This window comes from Streptomyces sp. NPDC005963, assembly GCF_040638655.1.
GTDB lineage: Bacteria > Actinomycetota > Actinomycetes > Streptomycetales > Streptomycetaceae > Streptomyces.
In genome coordinates, this window is record NZ_JBEXVD010000002.1 from 142477 (window position 1) to 157825 (window position 15349).

Here is a 15349-nt window from a genome sequence, read left to right on the forward strand (position 1 = left end):
GTGCACCGCTCGTCCGGGCGAAGCATGGCCGATCGGTGGACGGCGCCGTTCGATCGCTCCGGTCGTGTCCCGCACCCGTTCCGGCGGTTCGGCGCTCCCAGCGAGAACGTCCGCCCTCGGCGCCGTAACCTGGCCACCATGAGCGAGTGTCCGCACACAGCAGCACTGCCCCGCCCGGAGCCGCCTCCGTCGAGCGAGACCTGTCAGGCGTGCCTGGCCGCGGGGGTCCAGCCCGTGCATCTGCGGCTCTGTCTGATCTGCGGTTCGGTGGGTTGCTGCGATTCGTCGCCGCTGCGGCACGCGAGCGCCCACTTCGCCGAGAGCGGCCACCCCGTGATGCGGAGCTTCGAGCCGGGTGAGAGCTGGCGATGGTGCTTTGTCGACGGTTCGATCGTCTGAAGTGTGGGTACGTCAACCCTCCCCCGCGTCCTCGCAATTGGGTCACGCAGACCTCTAGCCACTGTGTGTGGCTATATGCCTACCATGAGTGACAGTTGCTGAGGATGGGGGTCCTGCGACACAACGCTATGGATCGCGATAGCGTCGCCGGGCCAGTACTGCTACGCACGGACTGCGTAGCGACGGCTTCGGGATCTTTCTCCCGCGGCCCCGAAAGAGCTTGTGTCACCTTGGAGGTGAGGGTGTCCCAGATCGCAGGCGAGCCCGGGACCCAGGACTTCGTGGAAGTCCGGCTGCCCGCAGCGGGTGCCTATCTGTCGGTGTTGCGTACGGCCACGGCCGGTCTCGCGGCGCGATTGGACTTCACCCTCGACGAAATCGAGGATCTGCGGATCGCGGTCGACGAGGCGTGCGCGATCCTGTTGCAGCAGGCGGTTCCCGGCTCGGTCCTCAGCTGTGTGTTCCGGCTCATCGACGACTCGCTGGAGGTCACGGTCTCAGCGCCGACGACCGACGGCCGGGCGCCGGAGCGCGACACCTTCGCGTGGACGGTGCTCTCCGCCCTGGCGGGGAAGGTCGACTCGTCGGTCGCCGATGACCGGACGGTCTCCATCAGTCTGTACAAACAGCGCGGCGCCGGCCCCGGGCCGGCATGAGAGACGGGGACGGTCCGGTGCGGAACGAGGACGGTCCGGTGCGCGACGAGGCACCCGCGGTGCATGACTTCCCGGAACAGCAGGCGAGGCCGCACCCGGTGGACGGATCCGACGGCCATCCGGCAGGGGCGGAGCCGGCACAGGTCGACGGCGCACCCTCCGGCTCCGCCGGGGAGGGCCTCAGCCAGCCGAGTGTCAGGGGGAGGGCAGATTTCATGACCGACGATCAGCAGCACGATCCACGTGACCGCAGCGGGGCTCGGGCGATGTTCGTCGAGCTCCGAAAGCTCCCGGACGGGTCCGTCGAGAAGGCGGAGCTGCGCAATCGGCTGGTCCGGATGCATCTACCCCTGGTCGAGCATCTGGCCCGGCGGTTCCGCAACCGCGGGGAGCCGCTCGACGACCTCACCCAGGTCGCGACGATCGGGCTGATCAAGTCGGTGGACCGGTTTGACCCGGAGCGCGGCGTCGAGTTCTCCACCTACGCCACGCCCACGGTGGTCGGCGAGATCAAGCGCCACTTCCGGGACAAGGGGTGGGCGGTACGGGTGCCGCGCCGCCTCCAGGAGCTGCGGCTCTCCCTGACGACGGCGACGGCCGAGCTGTCGCAGCAGCACGGTCGCTCGCCGACCGTGCACGAGCTGGCCGAGCGGCTCGGCATCTCCGAGGAGGAGGTCCTGGAGGGGCTGGAGTCGGCGAACGCCTACTCGACGCTCTCCCTGGACGTCCCCGACACGGACGACGAGTCCCCGGCGGTCGCCGACACCCTGGGCTCGGAGGACGAGGCGCTGGAGGGCGTCGAGTACCGCGAGTCCCTCAAGCCGCTGTTGGAGGACCTGCCACCGCGGGAGAAGCGCATCCTGCTGCTGCGGTTCTTCGGGAACATGACGCAGTCGCAGATCGCCCAGGAGGTGGGGATCTCGCAGATGCACGTGTCGCGGCTGCTGGCCCGCACCCTGGCGCAGCTGCGGGAGAAGTTGTTGGTGGAGGAGTAGCGGGGGCCGCCCTCGCAGTTCGGGCCGTGATCGCCGAGGGCGGTCACGGCCCGCTCCCGTTCCCGGACCGAGCCGGATCAGCCCGGTGCAGCACTCGTGCGTGAGCGCGGCTCGCGCGTCGAAGGCCCGCGTATCGAAGGACCTCGTGACGAAGGGCGGAGGATGCGTGGTGGCAGCCATCGCGGTACGTCCGGGGCCCAGGACCTGCGGGGGTCGCGGCAAGGCCGTCCCAAGGGCCCCTGCACGCTTCCTGGGCCCCTGTCGTATCGGGCCGCAGTCGTACCGGGTGAGCTAGACGGGCCGTACGGGCCGTACAGGGGGTGTCGCCATCGCTATGCGTCGCGGGTGCCCGGGCCGCGGATCCCCAGGGCCTGGGTCGTCGTCGGATTGACGAGGAGCACCAGTCCGGTCACGGCGACGGCGGCGACGACCATGCCGAGCGGAATCAGTCCGCCCGACGAACGCAGCAGGGTCCACGCAGGGATCAGCGCCATCAGATGGGTGATCATCGCGGGGCCCCTGCTCCAGCTGCGCTGCCCGAGCAGACCGCGTGCGGCAGCCAGCGGCAGCGCGCCGAGGGCGATCAGGGTCAGCCCGCCCATCTCGGCCTGGGTGGGACTCTCGGGGGTGCCGAGCAAGCCCATGACCAGCATGTAGACGCCGTAGCCGACCAGCGCCAGGCCTTCCAGGCCGGACACGGCCGCGGCGGCGGTCAGGCGGGCGGGGCGGGGGGTCGGGTCAGTGCTCACCCCAGCAGGGTAACCGGCTCCCCTCCCCCAGGGCCGGCGCAGGGCCCGCCGCGGTCGGGGCGTACCCGGCATCCCCGCCGGGCACCGTCGGGTTCCCACCCGAACTGGGCCAGGTACCCCCAGGTAGGTACGCTGCCTCACATGCGCGCACTCCTCGTGGTCAATCCAGCAGCTACCACCACCAGTGCACGCACCCGTGACGTACTGATCCATGCACTGGCCAGCGAAATGAAGCTGGAAGCCATCACCACCGAATACCGGGGCCACGGGCGGGACCTGGCACGCCGGGCCGCCGAATCCGGTGAGATCGATCTCGTCGTCGCGCTGGGCGGCGACGGCACGGTCAACGAGGTCGTCAACGGACTGCTCCACCACGGACCCGAGCCGGAGGGGCTGCCGCGGCTCGCGGTCGTGCCCGGCGGCTCCACGAACGTCTTCGCCCGCGCGCTCGGCATTCCGAACGACGCCGTCGAGGCGACGGGGGCGATCCTGGATGCGCTCCGTGAGCAGAGCGAACGGACGGTGGGCCTCGGGCTGGCGTCCGGTACGCCGGGCACTGAGGACGAGTCCGTGCCCTCCCGCTGGTTCACCTTCTGTGCGGGGGTCGGCTTCGACGCCAGTGTGATCGGTCGCGTCGAACAGCAGCGGGCCCGGGGGAAGCGTTCGACCCACGCGCTGTACGTGCGCCAGGTGATGCGCCAGTTCCTGGACGATCCCCACCGCAGAGCGGGTGTGATCTCCCTGGAGCGCCCGGGCGCCGATCCGATCACCGATCTCGCGCTCTCCATAGTCTGCAACACGTCCCCGTGGAGCTTCCTGGGCAATCGCCCGCTGTACGCCTCTCCGAAGGCGTCGTTCGACACCGGTCTGGACGTTCTCGGTCTGACCAAACTGTCGACGCCGGCCGTTGCCCGCTATGCCACTCAGCTGTTGATGTCGAGCCCCGAGCGAGGGCCGCACGGGAAGCACGCGACGACACTTCACGACCTCACTGACTTCACCTTGAATTCAAAGGTTCCGTTGCCCTTTCAGATGGACGGTGACCATCTGGGGCTCCGTACGAGCGTGACGTTCACAGGCGTACGTCGTGCACTGCGTGTGATTGTGTGAGTGGAAGGGCCCCTAGTCCTTTATCTCGAACGTACGGACTGGACTCCACCCCTTAGAAGTACGGCTGTGACCTAGTCGACACCGAGGAATCAAAAAAAAGTTTCCGGAAGGGGTTGTATCCGTCGCCGAGGTTTGCGAGTCTCTTCATGGCGATCGGGACGGCCCGCAGAATCGGCCCCACAGACCGCCAGAACCCCTCCTCTAAACCCTGGACCACGTCGGCGTGTTCGGCGTTCGGCCCTTCCGTTGTGGGGGGATTCGTGAAAGCGTTCACATTCACAAGCAACCTGCATGTCATACAAGGAGAGGTAGCAGCCATGGACTGGCGTCACAACGCCGTTTGCCGCGAGGAAGACCCCGAGCTCTTCTTCCCCATCGGCAACACCGGTCCTGCGCTGCTGCAGATCGAGGAAGCCAAGGCCGTCTGCCGTCGCTGCCCCGTCATGGAGCAGTGCCTGCAGTGGGCGCTTGAGTCCGGCCAGGACTCCGGCGTCTGGGGTGGCCTCAGCGAGGACGAGCGCCGCGCAATGAAGCGCCGCGCCGCTCGCAACCGGGCGCGTAACGCCAGCGCCTGATTGCCACCGCACCGAGCCTGAGCCTCCGGCGGCGCGTACAGAGAGTACGCACTCACCGCCCACGAGTCGCAGCGCGCAGCCAGTAGAACCCACAGCATTCGAGCCCCGGACCATCACTTAGGGTCCGGGGCTCGCTGCTGTGTCATTTCACGACGGAAGACGCAGGGAATATCGACTGCGGCTATTTCTGGGCACTGACCGGAATGTCGAGCACCACTCGGGTTCCATGTCCCGGTTCTGTCACAGGAAGCATGTCGAACGCTCCGCCCAACTCGCCTTCCACCAACGTCCGCACGATCTGCAATCCGAGATTTCCGGCCCGTTGGGCGTCGAATCCCTCGGGCAATCCACAGCCGTCGTCCTGAATGGTGATCAGCAGCCGGCCCTTCACTTGGCCGTCGCCGGGGCGATCGCCGCGGACCACCGCGACTTCCACGAATCCGCGCTCCCCCGCGGGGAAGGCGTGTTCCAGGGCGTTTTGGAGCACTTCCGTCAACACCATCGACAACGGGGTCGCGACTTCGGCGTCCAGCACGCCGAACCGTCCCGTGCGGCGGCATTCGACCTTGCCGGGGGAGATTTCGGCGACCATCGCGATCACCCGGTCCGCGATCTCGTCGAACTCGACCCGCTCGTCGAGGGTCTGCGAGAGCGTCTCATGCACGATGGCGATGGACCCGACCCGTCGCACGGCCTCGTTGAGCGCCTCACGGCCCCGCACGGAGTCCATACGCCGGGCCTGGAGCCTCAAAAGTGCCGCGACCGTCTGGAGGTTGTTCTTGACCCGGTGGTGGATCTCCCGGATGGTCGCGTCCTTGGTGATCAACTCGCGTTCGCGGCGACGCAGTTCCGTGACGTCGCGCAGGAGGACGAGGGAACCGATCCGAGTGCCCTTGGGCTTCAACGGAATGGCCCGCAACTGGATCACTCCACCGTTGCCCTCCACCTCCGTCTCCCGCGGCGCATAGCCGCTGGCGAGCTTGACCAGGGCCTCGTCGACCGGTCCGCGCGAGGGGGCGAGATCGGCGGTCACCTGGCCGAGGTGGTGGCCGACGAGGTCGGACGCCAACCCGAGGCGGTGGTAGGCGGAGAGGGCGTTGGGGCTCGCGTACTGCACGATGCCGTCGGCGTCGAGGCGGATCAGTCCGTCGCCGACCCGTGGGGAGGCGTCCATGTCGACCTGCTGGCCCGGGAAGGGGAACGTTCCGGCAGCGATCATCTGGGCGAGGTCGGATGCGCTCTGGAGATACGTGAGCTCCAGTCGCGACGGCGTGCGCACGGTCAGCAGATTGGTGTTCCGGGCGATCACGCCCAGCACCCGCCCGTCCCGGCGCACGGGGATCGACTCGACCCGTACGGGCACCTCCTCGCGCCACTCGGGATCGCCCTCGCGCACGATCCGGCCCTCGTCGAGCGCGGCGTCGAGCAACGGGCGGCGACCGCGCGGCACGAGATGGCCGACCATGTCGTCCTGGTAGGAGGTCGGGCCCGTGTTCGGGCGCATCTGGGCCACCGACACATAGCGGGCGCCGTCCCGGGTGGGCACCCACAGGACGAGGTCCGCGAAGGACAGGTCGGAGAGCAGCTGCCACTCCGAGACCAGCAGATGCAGCCATTCGAGATCGGACTCGCCGAGCGCGGTGTGCTGGCGTACGAGGTCGTTCATGGAGGGCACAAGTGCGAGCGTACCCGCGGGTCGGTCGCTCACCCGGGCCGGGCTTGATGAGACTTGATGAGAGATGGATGAGAGTACGAACAAACAGCGCCAGATAGATGGACATCTTCGAATGGTCTAGTCCACAATAACGAGCACAAGAACTTCCGCTCTCCCCGCACAGGAGAGTGGAACCGAGGCCCCGGTGCTCTCTGCCCTGACTGCATCGAGACCTCCCCCACGGCCCGGCGGGCCCGCACACCCGCCCGGCCGGAGCACTCCGGGCTGCGGTGCCGGACGGGTTGAGGGTCCCGTCAGGCGCCGCGGCCCGCGGGTATGTCCGGGCCCGTCACGGTCCGATCGGCCCCAGTCGCCCCTCGGCGCTCAGTGGGTCTCCGTCACCTTCGCCAGCGCCCTCGGCGCATCCGGGTCCTGACCCCGGGCGATCGTCACCTCATAGGCCAACAGTTGCAGCGGCAGGATCTCCAACACCGGCTGGAGTTCCTCCGCCACTCCCGCCGTGGGCAGGGCAAAACCCGCCGAGGCCGCCGCCACCTGGGGCGCCGGGCCCACGACCACCAGATCCGCGCCCCTGCCGCGCAGCCGGTCGAGGACCGGTTGCAGGGCTTCGCCGCCCTTGCCGTCCGTAACCACGGCGATCACCGGGGAGATGTTGTCGACCATGGCCAGCGGGCCGTGCAGCAGATCGGCTCCCGAGTACGACAGGGCCGGGATGTAGCTGGTCTCCATCAGCTTCAGCGCGGCTTCCTTGGCGGTGGGATAGCCGTAGCCGCGCGAAGTGATCACCATGCGTTCGGCGAACCGGTAGCGCGAGGCCAGCTGGCGTACCTCGTCCTGGCGCGCGAGCACCTCGGCGGCCAGGTCGGGCAGCACCCGGGCCGCGGCCCCGTCACCTCCGCGCAACCCCTCCACCAGCAGATAGAGCGACAGCAGCGAGGCGGTGTACGTCTTCGTCGCCGGTAGCGCCTTCTCGGGGCCCGCGAGCACATCGATGTGGAACTCGGAGACCGCGGCCAGTGGGGAGTCCGGGTTGTTGGTGACCGACAGGGTGATCGCACCGGCGTCCCGGGCCGCCCGGGTGGAGGCGACCAGATCGGGCGAGCCGCCCGACTGGCTGACGGTGATCACCAGGACGTCGCGCAGATCGGGGCGGGCGCCGTACGCGGTCGTGGTGGACATCGAGGTCAGCCCGCAGGGCAGCCCGAGACGCACTTCCAACAGGTACTTCGCGTACAGCGCGGCGTTGTCGGAGGTGCCGCGGGCCGTCAGCAGGACGAAGCGCGGGGCGCGGGCGGCTATCTCGGAGGCGATCCGGTGGATCTTCGGCGCACCGCGACTGAGGATGCGCCGGAGCACCTCGGGCTGCTCCGCCATCTCACTGGACATGATGCGTCCCGGACGCTCGCTCTGATCGGCTGACGTGGCGGTCATGCGCTGTGCCTCCAAAGAGCGTTCCGTGCTCCGGGGCGGGCGTACTGCTGCCGCTCGGGGCCTGCGGGCCGCTGGGGCCGTCGTGCGACATCGCGGAGGGCCGCCAGTACCCGTGGCACGCAGCGCTCATCGGCCGGCAGGGACGGGACGAGGAAGCCCGAGCCCCCCGACCGGGAACCGCACGCACCACTGCCACGATCGTACGGTCTGGTGCCAACGCCAGCACGTTCCGCGGCGGGCTCAGGCTCGGGGTGGGGACACCGCGGGCTTAGCTTTCAGGACGACGTTCACCGCCGGCACGACCCGGCTGGGGGCACGAAAAAGGGCCGGTGTCGGGCGCGGTCCCCTCCTGCTGTGCCGCGCCCGACACCGACCCTCCGAGGCGGCCGGCCGCTGACGATCGCGGCGGCCCTCCCGGGGCTCGTACGAACGGGCCCCTCGTGGCCGCTCGTCCCCGGTCGGGGAGTGCGGCGGCGAGAGGCCCGCTCCATGGTTCACCTTCCGGCGATGACCTCCGCCGCGGCCCGGCCGCAGACGGGCGCCGCGCCGAAGGTGGCGATGTGCAGGGCACCGGTCGGCTCCGCCTGCGGCACCCCCATCTCCACCACGATCGTGTCGGGGCGGGCGGCCACCAGGGCCGTCAGCGCCTCGGCCATCCACGGGTGCCGGTGGGCATCGCGCACCACGGCGACCGTGCGGCGCTCACCGGCGGCGCCCAGGACCTTCGCGACCAGCACATCGGTGCCGTCGGCCGCGGCCTGGTCGCCGGTGTAGGTCTCCTGGCCGGATCCGGGCAGCAGTTCACCGATCGCGGTGGCGGCGCCCCAGGGGGTCTCCGCGCCGGCGGCGCAGTTGGCCTCGGGCGAGAACGTCGCCACCTGGACCGGGCCGGTGACGGGGTCGTGCTGGGCACCGCGGGTGACCCGCAGGGCCTGACGGGCGGCGGCGAGACCGACGGCTGCGTCCGGGGCGCGACGGCCATCGGGGTGGGCCTGCTCGGCGGTCCACGCGGCGAGCGCACGGACCCGGCTTGCGGCGTCGACGAGCCGCTCCTCGGGCAGTTCGCCCGCGTGGACGGCGTCCACGATGGCGCCGGCGAGTTCGATGACGGTGTCCTCGCCGAAGGAGTCACCGCCGGTGCAGATGGCGTCAGCGCCGGCGGCGAGCGCCAGCACCGTGCCCCTGGCCACGCCGTAGGTACGCGCGATGGCACCCATTTCGATGCCGTCCGTGACGATCAGCCCGTTGTAGCCGAGCCCGCCTTCGGACTTGGGAGCGCGCAGCAGGGAGGTCAGCACTCTGCGGCTCAGGGTCGCCGGGTGCTCGGTGTCGAGCGCGTTGACCATGATGTGCGCCGTCATGACGGCCTTGACGTCCTGGTCGATCGCGGCCTGGAAGGGGACCAGGTCCCGCTCCCTCAGTACGGTCTCGGAGACCTCGATGCTGGGCAGGCCCAGGTGCGAGTCGACCGCTGTGTCGCCGTGGCCGGGGAAGTGCTTGGCACAGGCGGCCACGCCGACGGACTGGAGTCCCTCCACCCAGGCGGCCGTGTGCCGGGCGCAGAGCTGGGTGTCGGCGCCGAAGGCCCGGACCCCGATGACGGGGTTGTCGGGGTTGGCGTTGACGTCGGCCGAGGGGGCCCAGTTGAAGTTGACGCCGCAGGCGGCCAGCGAGTGGCCGAGTTCGCGGGCCACGTCACGGGTGACCGCCAGATCGTCGATCGCTCCGAGCGCGAGGCTGCCGGGCCAGGACGAGCCGCCCACGACCTCCAGCCGGGTGACGTCCCCGCCCTCCTCGTCGATGGCGACGAGGATGTCGGGGTTCTCCTTGCGCAGCTCCGACGTGAGCGCCGCTACCTGCTCGGGATCCTTGCAGTTGCGGCCGTACAGGGCCACCGAGAGCAGGCCCTGAGCGACGGTGCGACGGACCCATTCGGGTGCCGTGGTGCCTCCGAAGCCTGGCTGCAGGACAGCCAGGGCGTCCGCGTACAGAGGGTCCTGCGCGCGGAGTCCGCTGGTCGGGATTCCCACCGGGATCAGCCTTTCACTGCGCCGTCAGTAAGGCCGCTGACGGCCTTGCGCTGAAGGAAGACGAAGAGGAGCAGGATCGGGATGGCGAAGATGGTGGAGGCGGCCATGGTGGCGCCCCAGTCGTCGCCGAAGGTGGAACGGAAGCTGGACAGCCACAGCGGCAGCGTCTGGTATTCCACGTCCTTGTTGAGCACCAGCACCATCGGGAACTCGTTCCACGCGGTGATGAAGCCGAACATGGACGTCGACATCAGACCCGGCGCGAGCAGCGGCAGGATCACCTTGACGAACGCCTGACGACGGGTGCAGCCGTCGACCATCGCCGATTCCTCCAACTCCTTCGGCACGGCGGCGACGAAGCCGCGGAGCGTCAGCAGGGTGAAGGGCAGCACCATGACCATGTAGAACAAGGTCAGCGGGATCAGGCTGTTGAGCATGTCGGCGTCGCGCACGATGAAGTAGATCGCGATGACCATGACTTCCCACGGCGCCATCTGGGCCATCATGAAGCCGACGATGAAGCCGCGCCGGCCCTTGAAGCGCATCCGGGCGAGGGCGAAGGACGCCGCCAGCGAGATGATCAGCGAGAAGACGACGGCGAGGATGGTGACGGTCAGCGAGTTGCGGACCAGCGTCCAGAAGTTGTCGGCGTCGAGCGCCGTCTGGAAGTGCTGGAAGGTCGGGTCCGTGGGGAACCAGACGGGGGTGTCCGAGACGATGTCCGGCGTCTTCTTGAACGACGTGGCGAACATCCAGTACACGGGGAAGATGAAGCCGACGATCAGCAGTGCGGCAGTGATGTTGGGCCAGAGACGGCCAAGCAGTGAGCGCTTCATCACGCATCCTCCTCTTGCTTCAGGACGATCCGGAGGTAGTACGCGGTGAGCGCCAGCATGATCACGATGGTGAGCATGGCGATCGCCGAGCCCATGCCGTAGTGCTGGTTACCGATGCCCTCGATGTACGCGTACACGGGCAGGATCTCGGTGAGACGGTCCGGGCCACCGGCATTGATCGTGTAGACCTGTACAAACGCCTTGAAAACCCAGATGATCTCCAGGAAGGTCGTGGCGTACAGGAACGGCCGCATGAAGGGGAGCGTGACCGAGGTGAAGCTCTTCCACGCGCCTGCGCCGTCCAGCGACGCGGCTTCGTAGAGCTCCTTGGGGATGGTGGTCGTCGCGGCGTAGAGGTTGATGGCGACGAACGGTATGGACTGCCACACGATGAGCAGCGTGACCACGAAGAACGTGGACATCTGGCTGCCGAGCCAGTTGTAGTCCGCCATGCCGTCGAAGCCGAACTGGACGAGGACCCAGTTGACGACACCGAAGCGCTGGGCGAAGAGCCACTGGTAGACGGTGGTGGAGGCTACGACCGGCATGGCCCAGGCGAGGACGAGGCCGATCAGCAGGGCCACGCGCATCCGCTTGCCGAGACGCGCGAGCAGCAGCCCGACGAGCGTTCCCAGCAGCATGATGAGGACGACGTTCGCGGCGGTGAAGGCGATGGAGCGGCCGGTGACCCGCCAGAAATCCGAACCCGTCAGGATTTCCTTGTAGTTGTCGATTCCGTTCCATTCCGTGAGGTGCTGGATCAGCTGCCTCATGTTCAGGTTCTGGAATGACAGAATGCCGTTGTTGATCAGCGGATAACCGAGGAAAACCAAGGTGACCGCGACAGCGGGGAGCAGAAGCAGATAGGGCAGAAGCGCTCCGGCTCGTCTGCTCTCCGGAGGTTTCCCGTGTCCTCCATTGGTCCGCCGGTGGACCTTCATCGGGCCGGATGGCGGCCTCTCGGTCTGCACGGTCATGCTCTTGCCATCTCTTCCTAGGCAACTGGGGGGAAGCAGAAGTCGGGGGCAGCACGTGTGCCTGTAGGGGGGCGGGTTCCGGTCCGGAACCCGCCCCCCTACAGCGGGTGCTTACTGCTTCTGCGAGAGACGCTTGTTGAACTCGCCCTCGACCTGCTTCGCAGCGTCGGCCGGGGACTTACCGTTCAGGACCGCGGTCAGGTAGGTCTTGATCGGGTTCGGAGCGTTCTCCACGGCGGCCCACTCGGCGATCAGCGGGGTGGTGCCACCGAACTTGGCGGACGGCGCGGCGGCCTCGGCGACCGGGTTGCCCGCGAGGTTGGTGTTGAGCGACTCCTTGTTCGGGATGACACCGTTCAGCTTGGCGAGCTGGCCCTCGAACTTGTCGGAGAGGGCGAGCTTCAGGAACTCCTTGGCGAGCTCCTTCTTCTTGCTGCCCTCGGCGACGGCGAGGTTGGAGCCACCGAGGAAGACACCCTCGGGCTTGTCGGCGGTCTCACCCGGGATGGTGAAGTAGCCGATCTCCTTCTCGATGGCCGGGTTGGCCTTGATCGCCGTGCCGGCTTCCCAGCCCATGCCGATGAAGGCGCCGGTCTTGCCCTTGGCGAAGATGTCGGCCTGCTGGGGGGTGGCCTCGTCCTTGTCCTTGGGGGCCTTGGAGTAGGACTGGAGCTTCTTGTAGAGCTCGGCAGCCGCAGCGACCTTCGGGTCACCGAGGTTGGAGACCCACTTGTCCCCGTCCTTCTTGACGAGCTCGGCGCCCTGGCCGATGGTCAGGCCGACGAAGTAGTACCAGTTCTGGCCGGGCAGGTAGATCGGCTCGGCCTTGCCCTTGGCCTTGATCTTGTCCAGGGCGGCGTAGAACTCGTCACGGGTCTTCGGCGGCGCGGCGATGCCGGCCTCCGCGAACACGGACTTGTTGTAGAGGACCACGCGGTTGGCGAAGTACCACGGGGCGGCGTACTGCGTGCCGTCGATGACGGACGCCTCGTTCAGGTTCTCGGCCCAGTCGCCGCCGATCTCCTTCTTCAGGTCGCCCAGGTCCGCGAGGCCACCGGTCTTGGCGTAGGCGGCGGTCTGGGTGTTACCGATCTCGAAGACGTCCGGCGGGTTCTCCTCCGAGAGGGAGGTGGTCAGCTTCTGCTGGATGCCGTTCCACTGCTGGACCTCGAACTTGACCTTGGCGCCCGTGGTCTTCTCGAACTCGGCGGTCAGGTCCGCCTGCCACTGGTCGGGGGTGGAGCCGTCCATCGCCCAGACGGTCAGCGTCTGACCCTTGTAGCTGTCGGGGCCCTTCGACTCGCTACCCTTGTCGCTGCCCTTGTCGTCGCTGCCGCATGCGACGAGACCGACCATCATGCCTGCGACGCCGATCGCCGCGATGAGCTTGCGCTTCACGCCACCCTCCTCAGGGATGTCTGCAACCCCTGCCCACCGCGAAGCTGATGCCTAGTACTGCTCGTACCGCCAAGCCGATGCCTAGTACTGCTCGTGGGGCTGGGAACTGATCTTTAGTGGTTTAGACCAGCACCCGGAGCTTGGCCTAGACCTTTATGGCTGTCAAGGCTCGACCGGAAGGCCCGACACGTCCGTTATCAGACCGACATCTGACCGTCAGCGTGAAGCCATGACGGAACGGGCATCCATGTTCAACCGTCCCGACAGAGGCCCCAGACTTCAGCAGTATCTCCCGGAGCGAGGGGCGTTGTGGGCGGTTCGGGAAGACCGCTCGTCAGACAGTTCGAAAGCCGCCGTCGCACTGGCGCACGGGCTGCCTTCGACCCCGGAACGCCGCTGGACCGCGGCGCCCGCGGCGGGCCCGTCCACCGCGCTCCGCCCGTCGACGGTTCAAACCGCGCCGCCCGACGGAACGCTCCGGTCGAGCGCCCCGCGCCGTCGTAGCCCCCGCGCCGTCGTGGCCCCCGCGCCGTCGTGGCCTCCGCGCCGTTGTGATCTCCGGGCGCCGGCCCGTTCCCGTACGGACGCTCCGGCACCCCTCGACACACACCGCCGCCGGCCTCCGCCACCACGATCCCGGTGATCGACGAGGGCTGCCGGAACCGGCCGCGAGACGTCATCCACAGCCCGCTCACAGGAGACGGAGGCATCCTCCCCAAACCCTTCCGGGTGCCCTGACCGGCCATGCCTTCCGTACTACGGTCTGGCAGCAACATTGCCCGATGGACTAGACCAAGCGTGGTGCCCTCGGTGTATAAGAGGTGCACTCGTGCCCGTTGCCCGGCCGGGCGCCCGGGAGGGTGACGCCCCGAGGCCAGCCCATGCCACGATGTGAAACCTAGTGATGGAGGAATCGGTGACGGCAGCAGCACAACAGCCAGGCAATCAGGGCTTGGCCACGGACGGGGGCGGCACCGAGGGCAGGACGGGCCCTGTCACACGCACGTCCCGCGTGCCCAAGTACTACCGCCTCAAGCGTCATCTGCTGGAGATGACGGAAACACTCCCCCCAGGCACACCGGTGCCGCCCGAACGGACACTGGCCACCGAGTTCGACACCTCGCGCACCACCGTTCGCCAGGCGCTCCAGGAGTTGGTCGTCGAGGGGCGGCTGGAGCGGATCCAGGGCAAGGGGACCTTCGTCGCCAAGCCCAAGGTCGCCCAGGCGCTCCAGCTCACCTCCTACACCGAGGACATGCGCGCCCAGGGGCTCGAACCCACTTCGCAGCTCCTCGACCTCGGCTACGTCACGGCGGACGACCGGCTCGCCGAGCTCCTGGAGATCAACACCGGCGGGCGGGTCCTGCGCATCGAGCGGCTGCGGCTGGCGAGCGGGGAGCCGATGGCGATCGAGACCACCCATCTGTCGGCCAAGCGCTTCCCGGCCCTGCGGCGCTCGCTGGTGAAGTACACCTCTCTGTACACGGCACTCGCCGAGGTCTACGACGTCCGCCTCGCGGAGGCCGAGGAGACGATCGAGACCTCGCTGGCCACCCCGCGTGAGGCCGGGCTGCTCGGGACCGATGTGGGGCTGCCGATGCTGATGCTCTCCCGACACTCGGTGGACGCGAACAATGAACCGGTGGAGTGGGTGCGGTCCGTCTACCGGGGCGACCGTTACAAGTTCGTGGCGCGTCTGCGGCGCCCACTGAACTAGGGAGTACGGACCCGAGAGCACACGACCGACACCGACGGCCCGGACAGCACCGGCCGTGCGGACGGGCACCGGAAACGGCCGCCCCCGTCGCGCGACCCGGATCACCCCCACCGGGCCCTCCCAACGCGCGACGCCCCCGCCCCTCCCCTCCCGCACCCCTCCCGCACCCCTCGCGCGATCCGGACGCGATCGGCGCAGCAGTGGGACGGCACGCCCCGGGACTCCCCTCCGTCGATGAACGACGTCGAATCGCCGGGCGCCACGCCATCGCCTTCCAGCCCTTCAGCAGCTCCTCGGCCGAGCGGTACACCGTCGGTACGAGCCGTGCCCCTGCCGACTTCGGCACGTACGGGGCGGACACCGGTGTGAACTCGGCCTCCCGCCCGTAGAGGTCCCCCGCTGCCGCACACACGCCCTGCTTCGAACGAATCGCGGCTCACGGACCGCGTCGAACGGCCGTCCCCAGCCCGGGAAGACCGGGCTTTCCAGGGCCACACCCCCTGTGCGCCAAGGGCTTCCGCCTCCCCCTCGCGTTCCACCACGACACAACATGTGGTGGGTACTTCCACCATGCCCCCCCACATGTATGCTCATCTCGCTGTCGTCGCAGAGGAATCCGGTGTGAATCCGGAACTGTCCCGCAACGGTATGTCGTGGTGCGCTTTGTCGTACCTGTACGAGTCCGGCCGACTGCCGACAGCGCGCCCGGCTCAATCGAGCCGGGTGCCCAGACGTCCGGGCCTCGCGGTTGGGCCGGTGGACGCCGCACAGTGCTGCCCCTAGCCGGGCAGGCACTTGGGC

At 68.5% G+C, this 15349-nt stretch carries 14 protein-coding genes and 1 riboswitch; of the genes, 7 read left to right on the plus strand and 7 right to left on the minus strand.

Annotation, left to right across the window (positions count from 1 at the left end; genetic code table 11):
• Positions 1-138: 138 nt before the first annotated feature.
• From ABZ348_RS03865 to ABZ348_RS03875, 3 genes are all read left to right on the plus strand, one after another.
• Positions 139-399, plus strand: coding sequence for a UBP-type zinc finger domain-containing protein (locus ABZ348_RS03865; RefSeq protein WP_358929023.1), 261 nt, complete (start codon positions 139-141; stop codon positions 397-399).
• Between the two features lie 242 nt (positions 400-641).
• Complete coding sequence (locus ABZ348_RS03870; protein WP_329023176.1) at positions 642-1055, plus strand: anti-sigma regulatory factor; 414 nt, start codon at positions 642-644, stop codon at positions 1053-1055.
• Positions 1052-2050: an RNA polymerase sigma factor SigF gene (locus ABZ348_RS03875; RefSeq protein WP_358929025.1), complete on the plus strand. Its 999-nt coding sequence runs from the start codon at positions 1052-1054 to the stop codon at positions 2048-2050. Before ABZ348_RS03870 ends, ABZ348_RS03875 begins: the two co-directional genes overlap by 4 nt.
• Positions 2051-2382: 332 nt before the next feature.
• Here ABZ348_RS03875 and ABZ348_RS03880 read toward each other — a convergent pair whose 3' ends face one another.
• Positions 2383-2799, minus strand: coding sequence for a hypothetical protein (locus ABZ348_RS03880; RefSeq protein ID WP_358929027.1), 417 nt, complete (start codon positions 2797-2799; stop codon positions 2383-2385).
• A gap of 141 nt (positions 2800-2940) precedes the next feature.
• On the opposite strand from ABZ348_RS03880, the gene ABZ348_RS03885 reads away from it, so the two are divergent.
• Positions 2941-3909 (plus strand): diacylglycerol kinase family protein, encoded by a 969-nt coding sequence (locus ABZ348_RS03885; protein ID WP_358929029.1) that lies wholly within the window; start codon positions 2941-2943, stop codon positions 3907-3909.
• A gap of 317 nt (positions 3910-4226) precedes the next feature.
• The gene (locus ABZ348_RS03890) at positions 4227-4484 is read left to right on the plus strand and encodes a WhiB family transcriptional regulator (protein WP_003953983.1); all 258 of its coding nucleotides are present in this window, start codon (positions 4227-4229) and stop codon (positions 4482-4484) included.
• 181 nt (positions 4485-4665) lie between these two features.
• On the opposite strand, the gene ABZ348_RS03895 is transcribed toward ABZ348_RS03890, so the two are convergent.
• The 6 genes from ABZ348_RS03895 to ABZ348_RS03920 all read right to left on the minus strand — a co-directional run bounded on the left by ABZ348_RS03895 (position 4666) and on the right by ABZ348_RS03920 (position 12831).
• Positions 4666-6150: a histidine kinase N-terminal domain-containing protein gene (locus ABZ348_RS03895; RefSeq protein ID WP_358929809.1), complete on the minus strand. Its 1485-nt coding sequence runs from the start codon at positions 6148-6150 to the stop codon at positions 4666-4668.
• A 372-nt stretch (positions 6151-6522) separates the two neighbouring features.
• Complete coding sequence (locus tag ABZ348_RS03900; protein ID WP_358929030.1) at positions 6523-7590, minus strand: SIS domain-containing protein; 1068 nt, start codon at positions 7588-7590, stop codon at positions 6523-6525.
• Positions 7591-8084: 494 nt separating this feature from the next.
• Entirely contained in the window at positions 8085-9620 is a 1536-nt protein-coding gene (locus ABZ348_RS03905; protein ID WP_358929031.1) for a glycoside hydrolase family 3 N-terminal domain-containing protein, read from the minus strand.
• Positions 9621-9625: 5 nt separating this feature from the next.
• Entirely contained in the window at positions 9626-10456 is an 831-nt protein-coding gene (locus ABZ348_RS03910) for a carbohydrate ABC transporter permease (RefSeq protein ID WP_358929032.1), read from the minus strand.
• Entirely contained in the window at positions 10456-11433 is a 978-nt protein-coding gene (locus tag ABZ348_RS03915) for a sugar ABC transporter permease (protein WP_358929033.1), read from the minus strand. The genes ABZ348_RS03910 and ABZ348_RS03915 overlap by 1 nt, the downstream gene beginning before the upstream one ends.
• Before the next feature lie 111 nt (positions 11434-11544).
• Positions 11545-12831 (minus strand): extracellular solute-binding protein, encoded by a 1287-nt coding sequence (locus ABZ348_RS03920; RefSeq protein ID WP_358929035.1) that lies wholly within the window; start codon positions 12829-12831, stop codon positions 11545-11547.
• A 952-nt stretch (positions 12832-13783) separates the two neighbouring features.
• On the opposite strand from ABZ348_RS03920, the gene ABZ348_RS03925 reads away from it, so the two are divergent.
• Together ABZ348_RS03925 and ABZ348_RS03930 are read left to right on the plus strand one after the other, a co-directional pair.
• Positions 13784-14548 carry a GntR family transcriptional regulator gene (locus ABZ348_RS03925; protein WP_358929811.1) on the plus strand — a complete coding sequence of 255 codons (765 nt, stop codon included), beginning with the start codon at positions 13784-13786 and terminating at the stop codon, positions 14546-14548.
• Between the two features lie 200 nt (positions 14549-14748).
• Positions 14749-14937, plus strand: a complete 189-nt coding sequence (locus tag ABZ348_RS03930) for a hypothetical protein (protein ID WP_358929037.1) — start codon at positions 14749-14751, stop codon at positions 14935-14937.
• 222 nt (positions 14938-15159) lie between these two features.
• Positions 15160-15239, plus strand: a riboswitch (cobalamin riboswitch).
• Positions 15240-15349: the final 110 nt, after the last annotated feature.